The following is an 18,128-nucleotide window of genomic DNA, read 5'->3' as shown; positions in this document are numbered from 1 at the left end:
CTACTTCATCTCGAATAAGTGTCTACGGAGGTTTTTGTGATGCGTAGACATAGACCTGATTTTCTTTTATTGTTTGCCATTTTGTGCCTTGTCACATTTGGCGTTGTTATGGTGTACAGTGCGAGTATGGTGTGGGCTATTCAAGTCACTAATGCTTCTCCTGCCTATTATTTTAAGAGGCAATTAATCTATGCCATCATTGGCATAGTAGTTATGTTAGTCTTTATGAATATTCCCTATGTGCGCATTCGCCAAGCTGCTAAGTGGATCACATTAGGAACGCTAGGATCACTTTTCTTAGTCCTTGTTCCTGGCATTGGCCACAAAGCAGCAGGAGTTAGACGCTGGATTGGGCCACCTGCCTTGCACTTTCAACCAAGTGAGATAGCGCTCGTAGGAGTTTTAATTTATCTAGCCTACATATTCGATAAAAAAGGTGAAAATATCCAAAGCTTTCGCCGTGATATTCTCCCGCCCCTCATGATTCTTGGCATGCAGTTTATCCTGATCCTGCTCGAACCCGACATGGGAACAGGCATGTTGTTACTTCTATCAGGACTTGTCGTCATGTTTGTTGCAGGCATACGCCGAACACACATCTTTACTGTTGGCGGTATTTTATTGCCCATTATCGGTGCCTTCGCTTGGTTTGAAGCCTACCGTAATATCCGCATTAAAATTTTCCTTAATCCATGGAATCCTGCCTATACGAACGACGGTGCATACCAATTGCAACAATCACTAATCGCCATTTATCATGGTGGATTATTTGGACAGGGTATAGGACGTGGCATTGAGCCTTTTCTTTATTTACCTATTCCACATGAAGACTTCATCTTTGCCATCGTTATCGAAGAACTAGGTTTTGCTGGCGCAGCTTTTCTGCTCGGATTATTTGCCATCGTCATATGGCGCGGCATCCGTATCAGCCAGCATCTACCCAATCGCTTTGCGTCGTTGCTTGCGGCAGGACTTTCCAGTATGATTGGTTTAGGGGTATTAATTAATGTCGGCGTTGTAACGGGACTGATGCCAATCACCGGAATACCACTGCCATTTATTAGCTATGGTGGTACCGCACTCATTATGAAACTATGCGCATCAGGCATGCTTCTTTCACTATCCCGCTATACAGTAGATGAAAAAAATCCTGCTCCATTAGATCGTGTTGCCACTGTACGTGAAGTTAATTTTTCCCTTAAAGGTAACCGTCAACAACGTGCAAAGAAACGCCAACCAGCACTAACCAATTCTTCATCGCTACATGTTCGAAAGTGATATACAAACAGAAGTCTTGATATGGACTTTGAAAGGAGATCAGTGGGTCACAGATTACCCCACGCCCATATGGCATATACTACTCAATTAAGTGATGGACTTTACATGTTCGATCTTTATGAGCAAGGCTTACCCGGACGATCTTCTGCATATGTATACCGCGGTGCGAAGAATGTATTGATTGACACAGGATCTGCACCCTGCCATAGCCATATTATTCGTGCATTATCAGAGTTGGGACTTGAACCACATGATTTACATTATGTGATTCTTACGCATATTCATTTAGATCACGCAGGAGGCGCAGGAACACTTGCGCGATTAGCCCCATCCACTACATTTGTCGTTCATCCTCGCGCAGCACGTCATCTGATTGACCCAACCAAACTAATGACAGGCGCACGTGCCGTTTATGGTGAAGATACTGATCGCTATTTTGGTGAAGTTTTACCTGTGCCAGAACATCAAGTTCTGATACGACAAGATGGAGAAACATTAGATTTTGGGGATCGCATAGTCACCTTTTATGATACCCCAGGTCATGCAAAACATCATTTTAGTATGTATGACCCCGTTTTGCAGTCTATCTTTGTTGGTGACGCCTTAGGGATCAGATATGTACATCGATTTACTGGGTGGCCTTTTGAATTTGTCTTACCGTCCACAAGTCCCTCTGATTTTGACCCAGAGGCTGTTGTAAATACAGTCGCCAAATTATCTGCTCTCCATGCGACAACTGTGTATCATACGCACTATGGGCCATCTCCTATAGCAGAAGCATTGTCCGGCACTCTACTTGGAGCCAAGCGGTTTGCAGCGATGGCTGATCGCATATATCATAAAGATGTAACATGGGAAGATGTAAAGGTTTCTCTCGAATCGGAGATTCGCTCTATTTTAACTGAATCAGGACACAAAGAACCTCATCACATTGAAGATTTAGGATTAGATCTCGAACTCGATGCAAAAGGGTTATTGTATTACGAAGAGAAAAAGCATGCTCCGCATTAACTTAAGCACAACATATGCGAAAAAAGGCTCAAAAGATAGGATGACCTGTCTTTTGAGCCTTTTTACGCCTATTACCATTGCGATAGATCAGTAGAAGCTAACAATACTTGAACAATCGATTCTAATCCTTCCCGATCAACATCATTAAATCTCCCCAATAGTGGACTATCCACATCGAGAACCCCGATCACCCGCCCATCTACCATGATCGGGATGACAACTTCTGAACGAGAGTCACCATCACAGAAGATATGCCCCGGAAATTGATACACATCTTCCACCACCAATGATCGCTGTTCCGAAACAGCTGTGCCACATACTCCTTTTCCTTTTGCAATGCGCACACAAGCAGGTTTTCCTTGAAATGGGCCTAAAATCAGTTGGTCTTCTTTCCAGAGATAGAATCCAGCCCAATTCACATCATGCATCATCATAAAAAGCAAAGAAGAGATATTAGCTAAATTGGCAATCGCGTCTTTTTCATCCATGAGCAACTGTTCCGCTTGTTTTACTAGAAGTTCATAAAATTTTGCGCCAGTCTCCTCACTTGTGGTAGGATTAAACATCACGTCACTCTCCTTTTCACACCTATACACGCGTCTTTATATGATTTGCCATGGAGGTGACTCGCAAATCTGTTAAGACACTTTCGTGCGCTTCCCACTCCAGTTGATCATCCAGTGGATTTAGTTCATCATATAAACCGCGATATGTTAGTGCATGTAATAACAGTGCATCTGCCACGTGCGGATTTTTAGGTAACAATGGTCCGTGTATATACGTTCCAAGAAGTGCTTTATATTGCAACCCTTCCAGATGATCTTGACCATTGTTACCATGTCCTGATAAGACTTTCCCTAGTGGCTGATAGTCATGGTACGTTCTGCCTCCATGATTTTCAAAACCAACAATTGATTGCTCTTTGGAAACGCCATTTTGCTCCATCCACTCAATCGCGATATTGCCAATTAATCTGCCCTTACCAGGCTTTGTAACCATATCTACGAGATGCATCCCTGGTATGCGTTCCCCACTCGTTAATTCATAATATTGACCTAGCAATTGATAGCCACCACATATAGCTAAAATCGGCATGTTTTCTTCAATCGCTTGTTGCAATTCAGCGCGATATGGCGCTAGTTCTTTTCCAACGATCGCTTGTTCACGATCAGAGCCACCACCGAGCAACAAAAAATCATACGACTCAAGCATTAGTTTTGTCCCAAGTTTCACTGGGGTTACTTGTAGATCGATCTCTCGCATCATAGCCCTGTGTTTTAACACTGCTATATTACCTTGATCAGCATATAGGTTTAACAATTCCGGAAATAAATGCGCTAAGCGAATCACCCGATCACTCATGAGCTCACCTCCCGCAAATACGTTCCAAGCGGATATAGTGCAGTATACGTTGACAACACATATACTGGGGTATCTTCACTTTGCGTTGCAAAAACAACTTCTTCAAGCGAATGTAGTATGTGAATCTGATCCCTTGGAACGCCTGCATAGGCAAGTCGCAATGCCATATCTAATGCGCGATGCCCCGCGCAAAAGTATTGATCACACGCACTGTGTAAAAGAAAACTCTCAACGTCTATGTCCCATAACCAAGAAACATCTCGTCCATCTGCATCTGCATCATTGATCGCAAAACAGATTCGCTTTGTTCGCATGTCAGATTCAATCGCACGAAGAATACTGTTTGCACCCGTAGGATTTTTTATCAGCGCCAATATTCGTTCTGTTTGACCGCGATAAACCTGCATTCGACCAAGAGGCGCCTCATATGCAATCAAGGCCGATGCAATCAAGGCAGGAGAAATACCTAATGTACGAGCTGCAGCAACAGCTGCTAATAAGTTATAGTAATTGTACAAGCCAAGCACAGTTGCCTGCACAGAAAACTGCTCGACATCTTTCCCATGTGTTCGCGATAACACGGTAAGCGCTACAGAATCTGCTTGTAAGAACCCTGCATAATCAGGTCGGGGCCGAGAAAAATCCCCAGTTGGACAAGTATAAAAGCCAAATTGTCCATAAATGACGCGAGTATATTGCAATTCACTGCCACAGAGCAGACAAAAGGCGCCATCTCTTACTTCGTTGCGCATCTCAAGATCAGTCGGACATTCATCCATTCCATAAAATAACGTGAATTCTCTATTGATCCCCAATGAAGCGGCTAAAGGATCATCAGCATTGGTAATGAGTTGTATCCCAGGATATGAAATCCCACGCCGCAACATCGCAAGTGCATGGTCAACCTCTCCATACCGATCCAATTGATCTCTAAATACGTTTGTGACAATGATCATCGTGGGGTGAAAGCGTTCAGTCATTCGCGGCAATGTGGCTTCGTCCACCTCTAATACCGCCTTTCGCAAACGCATTTTCCCAAATAATGTTGCGTGAGGCAAGAGTGCTGCTAAAAGACCTTGCGCTAAATTGGCTCCATCCTTATTGGTGATCCAGGGCGTAGATTGAGATGAGACCATACTATAAAGCAAAGCACTTGTCGTTGTTTTACCGTTTGTTCCGGTAACAACAACGCTCGTTTCTAGCTGTGCTAACAAATCAAATAACAGATCCACGCTGATTCGATTGGCTATAAATCCAGGCAAGCTGGTTCCTCGACGCCCTGATAATTGCAGGGTGCGAAGTACGCCACGTCCAACCCATAAAGCGATAAGAGATCGTACGCGTTTTATTCCATTCATCGTCTTAAAACCCATACACGCCCATGCCACCGTCCACAAACAAGGCCTGCCCAGTCACGTAACTTGCTGCATCAGATGCTAAAAACAGAGCTGGTCCAACTAACTCCTCTACTTCTCCCACACGTCCCATGGGCGTTCTCACCACAATCTCGCGCAGATACTCCGGATCATTGAGTAATGTTTCTGTAAGTGGCGTGCGAAAGTACCAAGGGCCTATTGCATTCACGCGAACCCCTTTCGCTGCCCACTCCACTGCCAAAACTCGCGTCATATGTAGCACACCGGCCTTAGCTGCTGCATACGCAACGCCTGTACGCAAGGCAACATGCCCACCAATAGATGAAATATTGACAATGCTACCACGCCCACTCGCAACCATCACACGACCCACTTTTTGCGCCATAAAAAATGCGCCTTTAAGATCGGTATCCACGACTGTATCCCAGTCTTGCTCTGTTACATCAAGCGCAGGAACGCGTACATTTAACCCTGCGTTATTGATGAGTATATCTATGCCGTTTAGCGACTGCACGACACGATCCACGCAATCTTCCATCGAATCTTGACTGCGTACATCCAAACGTTCCATCAAGACACTCTTGCCCGTTTGTGCTGTGATCTGCTGTGCGGCAAGCCGTAAATCCTCTTCATTGCGTGATGCCAATACCACCTGCGCACCAGCTGCTGCAAATCCTTTAGCTAAGGCATAGCCAATTCCTTTGGAAGCACCAGTTACAAGAACACGTTTGTCACTTACGTCAAATAATGAATGAGACACATTAAACACCTCATATTGCGTGTGCCCATTGTACAAAGACAACTACTACTTCCCCACATAAGCGGACAAACTGATATAGTACATATAAAGATATGTACCTTACCCATTTGAAGGAGAGAGTTGACTTTGGCACATCGATTTTCACGCACAGAATTAGTGATTGGCACTGATGGCCTTCACATCTTACAAAAAGCCACCGTCGCCGTGTTTGGATTAGGTGGTGTCGGATCATATACTGCAGAAGCTCTGGCACGCTCCGGCATCGGACGACTCATCCTTATTGATAAAGATATTGTCGATATCACAAATATTAACCGTCAGATTCCTGCCTTGACAAGTACCATCGGTAAACCAAAGGTGGAAGTCATGACTGAGCGTATCGCAGATATCAATCCCGATTGTGAAGTCATACCAAAGCAAGTATTTTTTCTAAAAGATACAGAACATGATATCTTTTCTACACCGATTGATTATGTGGCTGATGCCATCGATACGTTAAGTGCAAAAATACACTTAGTGGAGACATGCAAGTCTTTACATATCCCGATTGCTTCAAGTATGGGTGCTGCCAATAAAATAGACCCTTCACAATTCCGCATCATGGACATCAGTGAAACTTCGATTGATCCCATTGCTCGGATTATGCGTCGCGAATTGCGCAAAAAAGGGATTGAACGCGGGCTAAAAGTCGTCTGTTCGCTAGAAACACCACGTCAGCCACGCATGGAGATTAAAGAAACGCTCGTCCCACATATTGATTCTATAGACTACCCACTCACAAGTAAAGCAGCCCATCCACCGGCTAGTCTATCATACGTGCCACCTGTTGCAGGACTACTATTAGCTAGCATTGTCGTAAACGATCTTTTACAGCTACAATAACTTTCTGAAACACTCGATTAACTTGGCATGTAACGTCGCAACCCTGTCGATTGCAATACTGATGTAAACACAGGAGATGGCGGTGCTACAAATCTACTCCCGTCAGGTAGTTCAACAAGGTGCGCGTGCAGTAGATGATGTTCAACTTCAAAAGCCGTTTTACCACCATACTTCACATCTCCGAGTAATGGGTGACCCAATGCCTTCATATGAGCTCTAATTTGGTGTGTGCGACCACTAATTAGGTCAATTTGCACCAAAGTAAACCCAGCTGCAGTCCCTAACGCCCGATAATGAGTGAGTGCTGATTTGGCACTCTCTTTTTCCATCCGATCAATACGTGTAATATTTTGCATGTGATCCCGGGTAAGCGGATCATCAATATCCCCTTCACCAAATAATTTCCCCCAGACGATCGCAAGATACTGCTTATGAACAAGATGTTCCCGAACATTTTTAGCCAGCTCACGTATCGTTTCACTGTCTTTGCCAATCAATACAATACCAGACGTATTGCGATCTAAACGATTCACTGTAGCAGGTAAAAAAGATCGCCCATCACTAATCTCCCCTTGCCTATACAAATAAGCCAGCGCGCGGTTAATGAGTGTATCTTTGTGTTCCGTTTCATCCGGATGTGTTAGCAGCCCCACTGGCTTATTGACTACCAGCAGTTGTTCGTCTTCATAAACTATGTCCAGATCGCCTGGAACACCTTGAAATTTAGGTTTTGTTTTAGCCAATTGACTATACTCTTCTTCTGCTATATAGATCGTAAGCTGATCTCCTGCCATGAGCACTGTATCATTTTTACCTTTTTTACCATTTATTTTAATGCGGCCTACCCGGATCATCTTATAGATCCCGCTAAGCGGCAGACCAGGAAGTGTCTGCCGCACATAGCGATGTAATTTTTTACCGCTATCCTGACGTAAAATTTCAAATTGAATCACAAGTTACCTCCGATTTTACTTGGCCTGTTGCGGCCATACAATAGAAACTGCCATTTCATTACCCATCACATGATCTTTTAATACCTCATTGACATCTTCAATGTCTAGACTTTGCAAGACATCTAATGATGTAAGGACATCTAACCCCCGCAATTTTTGCGAAGTAAATACATTTGCGATACCCTGCGGAGAGTCAAGCAATGCCATGAATCGACCAATGGCCTTTTTCTTAGAGCGTTCAAAATCCTCTGGATCAATCCCGCGATCTGCAATTGTATGCAGCAACTTTTGTACGGTGTCGACGAGTTCTTTGGGTTTTTTAGAGTTACCTCCAAAAATTGAATGACCATATAAGTGTGTCAACTCATATTCTGATCCAAATCCATGGTCAGTAAGCCCATCATCAATGAGTTTCTGGTAGTGTTTTGAACTGCGACCAAAAAGACAATCCATCCATATTTCCACTGCTGCTTCTCGTTTTTGACGAGCGGCCGGTGTTGCATCGATATTCTTTTCGCGATATCCAAATAACACGCGAGGTTGACTAATGTCTAGCTCATACTCTGTTTCCGCTCGGTAGATACCATCAGGTAGCGGTGGATAAAACCGTTCAATAGGAGGTAATGCCTGGTAGTCTTTAGCCAGTTGATTAGCCTTAACTAACTCTAGAATAGCCTTTGGGTCCACAGCCCCTACAACAAACAGCGTCATGTTGGACGGGTGATAAAATGTATAATAACAATCATACAGCGTTTCTTTTGTAATCTTCGCGATTGATTCTTGTGTGCCTGCAATATCTATGGCTACAGGGAACTGACCATACAAACCTTGCAATAAGCCAAAATACACACGCCAATTGGGGTTGTCTTCATACATCTTTATTTCCTGGCCAATAATCCCCTTCTCCTTTTCTACATTTTCATCTGTAAAATAAGGATTTTGAACAAAGTTAAGTAAGGTAGTTAAGTTTTCTTCGACATCAGCAGTACTTGAAAACAAATATGTTGTGGTATCGAAAGTCGTAAATGCATTTGCCGACGCACCCGTTTTTGCAAATTCAACAAATACGTCTCCCTCTTCTTCTTCAAACATTTTATGCTCTAAAAAGTGGGCAATTCCATCAGGAACTTTTATGCGCTCACCGCGCGATGGAACGGTAAATTCGCTATCGATCGATCCATAGCGAGTCGTGAAGTTGGCATAGGTTTGTTTAAACCCTGGTTTTGGGAGAATAAAGACTTGTAACCCGTTTGCAAGTGTCTCCTCATACACGGTTTCATGTAATCGCTCATAGGTCTTGGCTTTCATCTTGTGACACCTCCTTGTCGCGCAAAAAATAGACGAGTTCTGATGTTATGCCCTGTGCCACAGCAACTACATCCTCTTTGGTCACCTTGCGAACATCCTCAATGAGTTGTGTAACGGATCGCTCTCGCCCTGTAAAACGGCTATACATTTGCAATACAGCACCCGTAAAAGGTTGATCATCTGATTGCAAATACTGATTAATTAACCCTTTTTTGGTAAAATTCAATTCGTCATCTGTGATGAGTCCCTTACGCATATCCTCTAACTGCTGTTTAATAATGTCTTTCGCTCGTTCAAAGTTACTCATTTGAATGCCAGACTGAATAAATAACAATCCTTTTAATCCTTCTAACCGACTAGAAGCATAGTAGGCAAGACTGGATTTTTCACGCACATTGATAAATAATTTAGAATGTGGAAAACCACCTAGAATACCATTGTAAACAACAAGCGCTGGATAGTCATCTTTTTCATAAGAACTTTGTGCACGCAAGCCAACATTTAACTTCCCTTGACTAACTTCCATCTCTTCAATAACCACGCGCTCTGTCTTATCGCTCATCTGACGACTCAAGTCAGCAGAACTCACAGTTGTAATCAGATGCTCTGCAAATTGGTCATTCATAAAGCGTCCAAACTCACGACTACACGTTTCTTTTACCATCTGCTCATCGACAGGGCCAACAATGTAGATATGAAGTGCAGACGATTCCAGTAACTCTTGATAGGTTGTGTATAGAGCAGTAGGTGTCACCGCAGGTAGATCCTCGACATACCCTAAGCGCGCGATGCCAAAAGGTTCTCCCTGACACATCTCCTGCACACATCGTTCACCCGCATAAGCAATCTTATCATTGACCAAATTCTCGATACGTTGTGCATGTAATACAACTTCAGCATCCACATCCGATTTTGCAAAAACACCATCCTCCGTTTTAGGATCAAAAATTACTTCTGCAAACAATTGCATTGCAGAGGCAAATAGACCCTCAGCAGAGGTTAAGTACCCTTCATGCGGAACCTGCATCGTAAACTCTACGGTTTGTCTATCACCATGCTTGTTAACCCGAGCCCCAATAGCCGCTCCATATAAATCATCAAATGCTCGAATCAAAGCAGTTGTCTCAGGATAGCGTTTGGTTCCTCTCATCAACACTTGTGGGAGTAGCGCAAGTTTTGTTGCCCGATCACGCAACAATTCACTCTCAAGTTGGGCAAAAACAGATACCATTTTGTATTTTTCTGTAGCTAAAATATGCAGATACACTTGCTTTCCAATCCGATCAGTTATCCAAGTTGAATTCACTGACGCCTATTCCCCCCATCACTGTGTATCAAAACACAGATATGCGATAGTATACGTAACTACCCGTAAAGCATACCAAAAGCCCCCGGAACCCCCGAGGGCTGCTCTGAAAACTCTTTTTAACTTTTACGTATCTGGCTACGCGCCGCTGCCTGAGCCACCTCATAATCTAATCGGGTGATCACTTGTGAAGAGCGAATCCACTGCTGTACTTCTCTCTTCATTGCAGGCGACACATACCGCGGCATTCCGTGTTGATCGACAAGTTCTTTGCGCGACATGTGATGGCGACTCATACAATGATAATTTGTGAGGGCCTCCATCAGCTCACCACAGATCGGACATTGAAACACGGACACCCATCCCTTCAATGAGGTATGTCACATGCAATTCCAACTGCTAGCGTCTCTTAGATGCCAAACAAAAACAAACCATTGCTACTAGTTTAGACCAATACATTGAATGTCGCAAGTAATTTTCTGAAATAATCGTTAACGATTTGTAAACACGGAGCCAATTTTATTTAAATAACGATAATTACTCGCATCTTTAAAGAAGTAAGCCATTTTTCCAGTCGTTTTAAATGATTTACCAATTTTACCGATCGCTTCTTTTCTTCCGAGTGAAGCGATAGCACCCGCAATATTGGGTTTGAAATCTTCTTTTAAGCCCCCGCGAATGTCATGATAGAGGAACTTACCACAAGCAGCTCCCATCTGCCATGCTAACTGTGCAGTTGGTGGATAAGGCCTACCCTGTTCATTTAAGATGAGTGCGCAATCGCCAAGTACATATACATCTTCATGATTGACTGATTGTAAGTGTTCATCAACCTTTGCCCGACCACGAGGATCCGTTTCTAAACCGGAGTCAACAACGATTTGATTCCCACGAACGCCACCTGTCCACACAATTGTTTCTGACTCGATCGTATCTCCTGATTTTAAGTGTACAAGTCCTGGCTCAACTTGTGTAATCGGTACACCTGTCATAAACCGTACACCACGTGCTTTTAGACTTTCTTCTGCTGTTTTCACTAATTCGGGGTCAAATCCAGGCAATATCCCAGGTGCGGCTTCTACATTGTATATTTCCACTAGTTCAAGCGGCACACCAGCTTCTGCAGCTAATCGCGGTAATGCATCTGCAAACTCACCCACTAATTCTATACCGCTAAATCCAGCACCACCAACGACAAACCGCAGCAACTCACGCTTGTGCTCTAAAGGATATCGGGCAAAACACGATTCGATGTGAGCACGCAATAAACGCGCTTGATTGAGTGATTTTAATGTAAATGCATGTTCCTTTAACCCAGGGATCCCGAAATATTCAGTTTCACTGCCTAAGGCAACTACAAGCAGATCATAGGTCAGCGTTTCATCATTTTCGAGTTTGACTTGCTTGGCATCCGGGTCAAGTTTTACAACTGTTCCTTTTTTGATTTCAACATTCTTATCATGTAATACTTTTTGCAGTGGAATGCGCAATGAACGATCACTTCTTGCTCCCACTGCCGTCTCATGAAGTAATGTGATCAATTGATGATAATTATGTTTATTCACGATCGTAATGCTCGCATCAGAAGAATTTAAATACTTCCGTGTTTGCAATGCGCAGACCAATCCAGCATAGCCAGCTCCTAAAATAACAATACGTTTCTCCATCAAATCGTTCGCTCCCTAGTAGTGCGTTTATTATTTCACAAATGACATCATCAACTTATGAATTTTTTCACAAACTACACTATAAATTCAACTTTACTTTCATCATATCAGCTACCTGCACGTTGTCAACTAGCATTTACCCATGATCTATTGGTCACAATAGTATTTCTCGTTTGTAGCAATACATAGTTGAAATCATCTAACGCCATATTATATGATAGGACAGAATAGGAATATAAAGAGGAGAGGATTACCATGACTTTTGTTATTGCATCGCCTTGTATCGATGAAAAAGCGGCTGACTGCGTAGAAACATGTCCAGTCGATGCGATTCATGAGGGCGAAGACCAATATTATATTGATCCAGATGCATGTATTGACTGCGGAGCATGCGAAGCCGTTTGCCCAGTAGCCGCTATCTTCCAAGAAGATTTTCTTCCTGATGAAGAAAAATCATACCTTGATAAGAATCGCGATTTTTTTAAAAAATAATCTCAACACTTCTAGCCCCATTCCAAAAAGCCCTTGATTTGCAGTGAACAGCTGAGTGTTCATCTGTATTTAGGGCTTTTTGGATATTTTAATGAGCGCTCTCCCCTACCATTCTCTTGAAGAACTCTCCGTTGATTCGCTGCTTTTTTGCGGTCTGTAAATCGAACTTGGAAAGTGAGTAAAAATACCACTACTTGTGCAAATCCGAGAACCATCAATACCCGAGGAATATAATGCAGATTGTGGTGTCTTACGACAATCCAAAGAAAAAAACCAATGCCGCTGATCCGACCCAAACCTAGAGCCATTTCTCTGACTGAAAGATGTTCAGCACGATATTTTGCCGATTCAAATGACTCATCAATCTCATTCATAATCATCGTCCCTAGCGGAACGATAAAAAATGGCAATACAAAGCCAGTTATCAAACCAAAGATTAACAGAGTCGTCGTTGATACAGATTGTATAAACACAAAAGGAGTACATCCTAGCAAAACCGCTGCTATCCCCATGCTCCATTTCGGCCATTTTTTATGCTTCCCAATAAATGTAGCGAGAAAAAAGGCGACCAGCGATATCAGACCTGTCCATAACCCATATAACCCAAGTCCCTCTTCACTTTTGGCAGCGTCAAAAACTAATAATGCGATTAAAAATGAGAAAAGTCCTTCACGAATGCCAAATACAACGGATCCTGCGACCAGTCTGCGCCAATCTGGATCTTTAGCAAACTGAAGTGCTCTCGATATTTTGGGTATCTGCGGACGTTCCATGAGTGGAAGGCGAAAAGTGGCGAAAAATAATAGCGCAAAAAGAAAAAAAGATAATGCAAATACTGCGTGATACCCAGAAATTTGTCGCACATGAACAATTAAATATCCAGCTATATAGGGCCCCGTCATGCTTGCAAGTGATGCAAATAATCCTGTTAACCCATTGAATTTCCCACGACTATCGGGATTTGTGAAATCAAAAGATAAAACATGAAAAGAGAACCAGTACATTCCCTGGCCGATGCCAAAAAACATGCCGAGCCACTGCACATAGTGAATACTCTTTGGACCTAACCATAGCAAGAGTGAAAAAAATAGTACTAAGACGATCACACCACTACGCATGACCCAGGCTTCGCCGATCCACGTGGCTAAGTAGCCGCTTGCTGTAAATGCTAGAGGTAAACACCCATAAGTAAATAGATTAAACCATGTGATCGCCTCGTAGGTGCGATCTATTTTCCATATATACACGTTGATGAAAGTGCCAGATAATGCGGTTCCCGCCATGAATAAAGTAGCCATGACCACTAACCAACGCATTTTATTAGAGGCCTGATCTGGTTTTAGAATGCTCTGCATATCATCCCCCCTAGCAACATGCGGGCGTGTCTACTACTGCCACACCCGCATCCACATTGTCCTTAGTATCAATGTGTGTAGCTGTCAGGATTTTATCCAATAAGCTAGCGCATCTATAGGGAAATCAACACTTCTGTTGTAGTCTGGAGTGTTACGCGATAAAACTATACAACAACGTCCCTAGCCCAACCACAATGCAATATATACCAAAGGGGCGCAATGCCTTTACTTCGTGAGTTTTAAAATAACGCATTAAGAACCAGGTACTAAAATATGCTGCTATTCCTGCTACTACTCCACCAAGCAATGCCATATGCACCATACTTGGTGCAGCATGGTGCAGTTTTGGAAGTTCCTTCACAGCAGCACCCAAAATAATAGGAGTTGCTAACAAAAAACTAAACCGCGCAGCTGCTTCATAACGCAAACCATACAACAGTCCCCCAACCATGGTCATGGCTGATCGCGAAAAACCAGGAATAAGCGCAAGAGACTGCAATACACCGATGACAATAGCCTGTCCAAACGTCAATTGATTGGCATTTTTTGTTCCAGTCTTGCGCAACAAACGATCTGCCCAAATCAAAATAAGTCCATTGACGAATAGAAAAACCATAGCCACTTGTGGTGTTGCAAACAGAACTGCAATTTTCTTAGCTCCAAGTCCTCCGATAATGACAGCAGGAATCGTCGCAACAATCAGTAGTACGAATTCTTTACGGGCTATGCGAGTACTTTTTAATTTGCCAGCACTACCTTTTGCAAAGACCGACCGAATGAAAAATAGCCAATCCTTTAAAAAATAAATGAACAGTGCAACTGCAGTTCCCACGTGCAACATGACAATAAACGGCAAAAATGCAGGGCTTGATTGAATGTTGGGCCAGTGAAATAAATAAGGGATCAATACGCCATGACCAACGCTACTGATTGGAAATAGTTCAGTAATCCCTTGAACCAAAGCAAAAATCAAAGTTTGCATAAGATGCATACGAAGCGAATTCCCTCCTTTAAATAATGTTCATCGCTACGTATTGTATCATACACAGACTCACAACCTACATATTGCGACGATATTGTCCTCCAACTTCGTAGAGTGCCCCAGTAATTTGCCCGAGACTAGCAACTTTTACCGTTTCCATTAATTCCGCAAAAATATTGCCATGTTCAACAGCTACGCGTTTTAAGCGCTCTAAAGCACCCTTTGCTTCTTCTTGGTGTTGTTTCTGAAATGCACGTAATGTTTCGATTTGATGCTCTTTTTCTTCTCTTGTAGCGCGTGCTAATTCAATTTCTGGAACTTGATAGTCTGCTTCTAGTGTCGTTGGATCAATGAACGTATTGACCCCTATGATTGGCAATTCACCAGAATGCTTCAGCGTCTCATAGTACATGGATTCCTCTTGAATTTTACCACGCTGATATTGCGTCTCCATCGCACCGAGAACACCACCGCGTTCATGAATCCTCATAAATTCATCGAGAACCGCCTGCTCCACTAGATCAGTGAGTTCTTCAATCAGATATGCCCCTTGTGTTGGATTCTCGTTTTTCGTAAGACCAAATTCGCGATTGATGATCATTTGAATAGCCATCGCTCGCCTTACCGAGTGCTCAGTTGGCGTCGTGATCGCCTCATCATACGCATTTGTATGGAGGGAATTACAATGATCATAAATAGCCAACAAGGCTTGTAGGGTTGTTCGTATATCGTTAAAATCAATTTCTTGCGCGTGCAAAGAACGTCCAGATGTTTGAATATGATACTTCAACTTTTGACTGCGATCATTGCCTTTATACAACATCTTCATGGCTACAGACCAGATTCTACGTGCGACACGCCCCATGACTGTATATTCAGGGTCCATTCCATTACTAAAGAAGAACGATAAATTAGGTGCAAAATCATCGATATGCATCCCGCGACTCAGGTAATATTCCACATAGGTAAACGCATTAGACAGTGTGAACGCTAACTGTGAGATGGGGTTGGCACCAGCTTCAGCAATATGATAACCGCTAATAGAGACTGAATAGTAGTTGCGCACACCTTCGTCGATAAAATACTGCTGAATATCTCCCATCATACGTAAAGCAAACTCCGTCGAAAAAATACATGTATTTTGACCCTGATCTTCTTTTAAAATATCTGCCTGTACAGTGCCGCGTACAGATTGTAATGTGACACTTTTTATCGACAGTTTTTCATCAGCAGTAAGAGGCGCTCCTTTTTCTATCTCATGTTTATGCCATTGTTGATTGATCGCAGCGTTTAAGTACATAGCTAAGATAATTGGAGCCGGTCCATTAATCGTCATCGAGACAGACGTACTCGGATGAACAAGATCAAATCCAGCATACAATTGCTCCATATCATGCAGTGTACAGATGGAAACGCCACTTTCTCCAATCTTCCCATAAATATCGGGTCGATAATCCGGGTCTTCGCCATACAATGTGACACTATCAAATGCTGTAGATAGGCGTTTGGCCACATCATCTTTTGAAAGATAATGAAAGCGTCGATTCGTGCGCTCTGGAGTGCCTTCTCCTGCAAATTGGCGCTTTGGTTCTTCCTCTGTTCTCTTTAGTGAAAAAACACCTGCCGTATAAGGAAAGGACCCCGGCACATTCTCTAACAGCAAATAGCGCACCATATCGCCATAATCGCGTAAACGTGGCAATGCAACGCGCGGAATGGAGAGGCCACTTAACGACGTGATATATAATGGTGAACGGGATTCGCGGTCACGCACTTTTGTAATCAGTTCAGGCTGGCGATACCGCTCCACCAATTCTCCAAAACTCTCAATCATCTTCACATATGATGGTTCTATTCCATCCTTAACATCGTCACGAGCCTGCCGTACAGCATCCATGACTTCCTCAGAAACACCGCGTTGTGATAGTGCTTCTAGTGTTCCTTCGATTTGATACCATTTACTTGCTAGGAGGGACTGTTCTTCCACATGAGTGCGATATTTACTCAGTGTCGTTACCACATCGAGCAAATAGTGCGCACGATCACCAGGAATCACGATCGATCGTTCAGGTGAATGGATCGCTTCATCGATCTGTGCACTCCAATTGCATCCACACTTCTCGTCAATCGTTTTTATCAAGGCGTCGTAAAATGTATTCGTTCCGCGATCATTAAATTGACTAGCCATCGTTCCGTAGACAGGCATGCGATCCAAAGGTTCAGAAAACCGGCCAAAGTTACGCTGTAATTGTTTTCGAACATGAGCCAATGCGTCCAATGATCCTTTGCGATCAAATTTATTGATCGCTACAAGATCAGCAAAATCAAGCATATCAATTTTTTCTAATTGCGAAGGCGCGCCATATTCGCTTGTCATCACATACATGCTCACATCGACGATTTTTGATATTTCAGCGTCACCTTGACCAATACCACTTGTCTCAACAAGCACAAGGTCGTAGTTTGCAGCACATAAAACGGCTATCGCTTCTTCTATTACACCTGAAAGCTCTGAGCGTGAATTACGTGTCGCAAGTGACCGCATATACACTTGGGGTTGATAGATGGCATTCATCCGAATGCGATCACCAAGTAGTGCACCGCCCGTCTTTTGTTTTGATGGGTCAATAGACAAGATACCGAGCTTCTTCTCTGGAAAATCACGAGTAAAACGGCGTACTAATTCATCCGTTAGAGAACTCTTTCCCGCTCCACCTGTCCCTGTGATGCCAACAACCACCGTGTGTTTGCCAGTTCTCTTAGTCTCTTCTGTCAATGGAACCAGAATGTCTTCCACAGGTTGGCCTACATCCACACGTTCTTCTAGTAAACTAATGAACTGTGCAACAAGCTGCCCATTTCTTTCGTCAAAAGTTTCATTTTTTTCTAACCATGCTTTTGCCTTATCTTTTGGCGTAGATGCATCCGATAACCGAACCATGTCGTTGATCATGCCAACAAGACCAAGTGCACGACCATCATCTGGTGAATAGATACGCGTCACACCATAGGCGTGTAGTTCCTCGATCTCACGCGGAACAATAACTCCGCCGCCGCCGCCAAATACACGAATATGGGATGCCCCTTGTTCCTTCAACATGTCAATCATATACTTGAAAAACTCGACGTGTCCTCCCTGGTACGAACTGATCGCAATCCCTTGCACGTCCTCTTGAATCGCTGATTCAACAATTTCTCGCACAGAGCGATTATGGCCTAAGTGAATGACCTCCACTCCACACGCCTGCAATAAACGTCGCATGATGTTGATCGACGCATCATGTCCATCAAATAAACTAGAAGCTGTAACAAACCGCACTCGATGCTTAGGGTGATATACCTCTGTTTCCATCTGCTGTCGCTCCCTTTTCCTCTCGATCTCATAGCCAATCATAC

Annotated in this window: 16 protein-coding genes; 4 read left to right on the top strand and 12 right to left on the bottom strand. The window is 43.3% G+C overall.

Annotation, left to right across the window (positions count from 1 at the left end; genetic code table 11):
* The first annotated feature begins 39 nt into the window (after window positions 1-39).
* The gene (gene ftsW, locus MM817_RS06110; RefSeq protein ID WP_241712600.1) at window positions 40-1,278 is read left to right on the top strand and encodes a putative lipid II flippase FtsW; all 1,239 of its coding nucleotides are present in this window, start codon (window positions 40-42) and stop codon (window positions 1,276-1,278) included.
* 105 nt (window positions 1,279-1,383) lie between these two features.
* Complete coding sequence (locus MM817_RS06105; protein ID WP_241712598.1) at window positions 1,384-2,289, top strand: MBL fold metallo-hydrolase; 906 nt, start codon at window positions 1,384-1,386, stop codon at window positions 2,287-2,289.
* Window positions 2,290-2,360: 71 nt separating this feature from the next.
* Here the strand turns inward: MM817_RS06105 and MM817_RS06100 are convergent, their stop codons facing one another.
* From MM817_RS06100 to MM817_RS06085, 4 genes are read right to left on the bottom strand one after another with little or no spacing between them, the layout of a single operon-like run.
* Window positions 2,361-2,855, bottom strand: a complete 495-nt coding sequence (locus tag MM817_RS06100; RefSeq protein ID WP_241712596.1) for a GAF domain-containing protein — start codon at window positions 2,853-2,855, stop codon at window positions 2,361-2,363.
* A gap of 22 nt (window positions 2,856-2,877) precedes the next feature.
* Entirely contained in the window at window positions 2,878-3,651 is a 774-nt protein-coding gene (locus MM817_RS06095) for a type 1 glutamine amidotransferase (protein WP_241712594.1), read from the bottom strand.
* On the bottom strand, window positions 3,648-5,009 hold the full coding sequence (locus MM817_RS06090) for a MurT ligase domain-containing protein (protein WP_241712592.1): 1,362 nt from the start codon (window positions 5,007-5,009) through the stop codon (window positions 3,648-3,650). The genes MM817_RS06095 and MM817_RS06090 overlap by 4 nt, the downstream gene beginning before the upstream one ends.
* Before the next feature lie 4 nt (window positions 5,010-5,013).
* On the bottom strand, window positions 5,014-5,787 hold the full coding sequence (locus MM817_RS06085; RefSeq protein WP_241712590.1) for an SDR family NAD(P)-dependent oxidoreductase: 774 nt from the start codon (window positions 5,785-5,787) through the stop codon (window positions 5,014-5,016).
* Window positions 5,788-5,913: 126 nt separating this feature from the next.
* Between MM817_RS06085 and MM817_RS06080 the strand changes: the two genes are divergently transcribed.
* Entirely contained in the window at window positions 5,914-6,669 is a 756-nt protein-coding gene (locus MM817_RS06080; RefSeq protein WP_241712588.1) for a tRNA threonylcarbamoyladenosine dehydratase, read from the top strand.
* Window positions 6,670-6,686: 17 nt separating this feature from the next.
* Here the strand turns inward: MM817_RS06080 and MM817_RS06075 are convergent, their stop codons facing one another.
* From MM817_RS06075 to MM817_RS06055, 5 genes are all read right to left on the bottom strand, one after another.
* A complete protein-coding gene (locus MM817_RS06075; protein ID WP_241712586.1) occupies window positions 6,687-7,622 on the bottom strand; it encodes an RluA family pseudouridine synthase in 936 nt (311 codons plus the stop codon).
* Window positions 7,623-7,637: 15 nt separating this feature from the next.
* Window positions 7,638-8,930 carry an EF-P 5-aminopentanol modification-associated protein YfmH gene (yfmH, locus tag MM817_RS06070; protein WP_241712584.1) on the bottom strand — a complete coding sequence of 431 codons (1,293 nt, stop codon included), beginning with the start codon at window positions 8,928-8,930 and terminating at the stop codon, window positions 7,638-7,640.
* Window positions 8,911-10,236 carry an EF-P 5-aminopentanol modification-associated protein YfmF gene (yfmF, locus tag MM817_RS17245; RefSeq protein ID WP_241712582.1) on the bottom strand — a complete coding sequence of 442 codons (1,326 nt, stop codon included), beginning with the start codon at window positions 10,234-10,236 and terminating at the stop codon, window positions 8,911-8,913. The genes yfmH and yfmF overlap by 20 nt, the downstream gene beginning before the upstream one ends.
* Before the next feature lie 119 nt (window positions 10,237-10,355).
* Window positions 10,356-10,517, bottom strand: coding sequence for a hypothetical protein (locus tag MM817_RS06060; protein WP_241712580.1), 162 nt, complete (start codon window positions 10,515-10,517; stop codon window positions 10,356-10,358).
* Window positions 10,518-10,727: 210 nt separating this feature from the next.
* Entirely contained in the window at window positions 10,728-11,903 is a 1,176-nt protein-coding gene (locus MM817_RS06055) for an NAD(P)/FAD-dependent oxidoreductase (RefSeq protein ID WP_241712701.1), read from the bottom strand.
* 255 nt (window positions 11,904-12,158) lie between these two features.
* On the opposite strand from MM817_RS06055, the gene MM817_RS06050 reads away from it, so the two are divergent.
* Window positions 12,159-12,395 carry an indolepyruvate ferredoxin oxidoreductase subunit alpha gene (locus MM817_RS06050; protein ID WP_241712579.1) on the top strand — a complete coding sequence of 79 codons (237 nt, stop codon included), beginning with the start codon at window positions 12,159-12,161 and terminating at the stop codon, window positions 12,393-12,395.
* Window positions 12,396-12,454: 59 nt separating this feature from the next.
* Here MM817_RS06050 and MM817_RS06045 read toward each other — a convergent pair whose 3' ends face one another.
* From MM817_RS06045 to icmF, 3 genes are all read right to left on the bottom strand, one after another.
* On the bottom strand, window positions 12,455-13,750 hold the full coding sequence (locus MM817_RS06045; protein ID WP_241712577.1) for an MFS transporter: 1,296 nt from the start codon (window positions 13,748-13,750) through the stop codon (window positions 12,455-12,457).
* Between the two features lie 151 nt (window positions 13,751-13,901).
* On the bottom strand, window positions 13,902-14,741 hold the full coding sequence (locus MM817_RS06040; protein ID WP_241712575.1) for an undecaprenyl-diphosphate phosphatase: 840 nt from the start codon (window positions 14,739-14,741) through the stop codon (window positions 13,902-13,904).
* Window positions 14,742-14,808: 67 nt separating this feature from the next.
* The gene (gene icmF, locus MM817_RS06035; protein ID WP_241712573.1) at window positions 14,809-18,084 is read right to left on the bottom strand and encodes a fused isobutyryl-CoA mutase/GTPase IcmF; all 3,276 of its coding nucleotides are present in this window, start codon (window positions 18,082-18,084) and stop codon (window positions 14,809-14,811) included.
* Window positions 18,085-18,128 lie beyond the last annotated feature (44 nt).

It is taken from the genome of Sulfoacidibacillus ferrooxidans (assembly GCF_022606465.1).
GTDB lineage: Bacteria > Bacillota > Bacilli > Alicyclobacillales > SLC66 > Sulfoacidibacillus > Sulfoacidibacillus ferrooxidans.
The sequence above is the reverse complement of the archived record's forward strand: the minus strand, read 5'-3'. Positions and strand labels throughout refer to the sequence as shown.

Bases quoted from the DNA above. Each gene is read 5' to 3' on its own strand.
- MM817_RS06060 (WP_241712580.1), bottom strand. From the start codon at position 10,517: ATGTCGCGCAAAGAACTTGTCGATCAACACGGAATGCCGCGGTATGTG.
- MM817_RS06050 (WP_241712579.1), top strand. From the start codon at position 12,159: ATGACTTTTGTTATTGCATCGCCTTGTATCGATGAAAAAGCGGCTGAC.
- MM817_RS06100 (WP_241712596.1), bottom strand. From the start codon at position 2,855: ATGTTTAATCCTACCACAAGTGAGGAGACTGGCGCAAAATTTTATGAA.
- MM817_RS06090 (WP_241712592.1), bottom strand. From the start codon at position 5,009: ATGAATGGAATAAAACGCGTACGATCTCTTATCGCTTTATGGGTTGGA.
- MM817_RS06095 (WP_241712594.1), bottom strand. From the start codon at position 3,651: ATGAGTGATCGGGTGATTCGCTTAGCGCATTTATTTCCGGAATTGTTA.
- MM817_RS06105 (WP_241712598.1), top strand. From the start codon at position 1,384: ATGTTCGATCTTTATGAGCAAGGCTTACCCGGACGATCTTCTGCATAT.
- ftsW (WP_241712600.1), top strand. From the start codon at position 40: ATGCGTAGACATAGACCTGATTTTCTTTTATTGTTTGCCATTTTGTGC.
- yfmH (WP_241712584.1), bottom strand. From the start codon at position 8,930: ATGAAAGCCAAGACCTATGAGCGATTACATGAAACCGTGTATGAGGAG.
- icmF (WP_241712573.1), bottom strand. From the start codon at position 18,084: ATGGAAACAGAGGTATATCACCCTAAGCATCGAGTGCGGTTTGTTACA.
- MM817_RS06055 (WP_241712701.1), bottom strand. From the start codon at position 11,903: ATGGAGAAACGTATTGTTATTTTAGGAGCTGGCTATGCTGGATTGGTC.
- MM817_RS06040 (WP_241712575.1), bottom strand. From the start codon at position 14,741: ATGCATCTTATGCAAACTTTGATTTTTGCTTTGGTTCAAGGGATTACT.
- MM817_RS06045 (WP_241712577.1), bottom strand. From the start codon at position 13,750: ATGCAGAGCATTCTAAAACCAGATCAGGCCTCTAATAAAATGCGTTGG.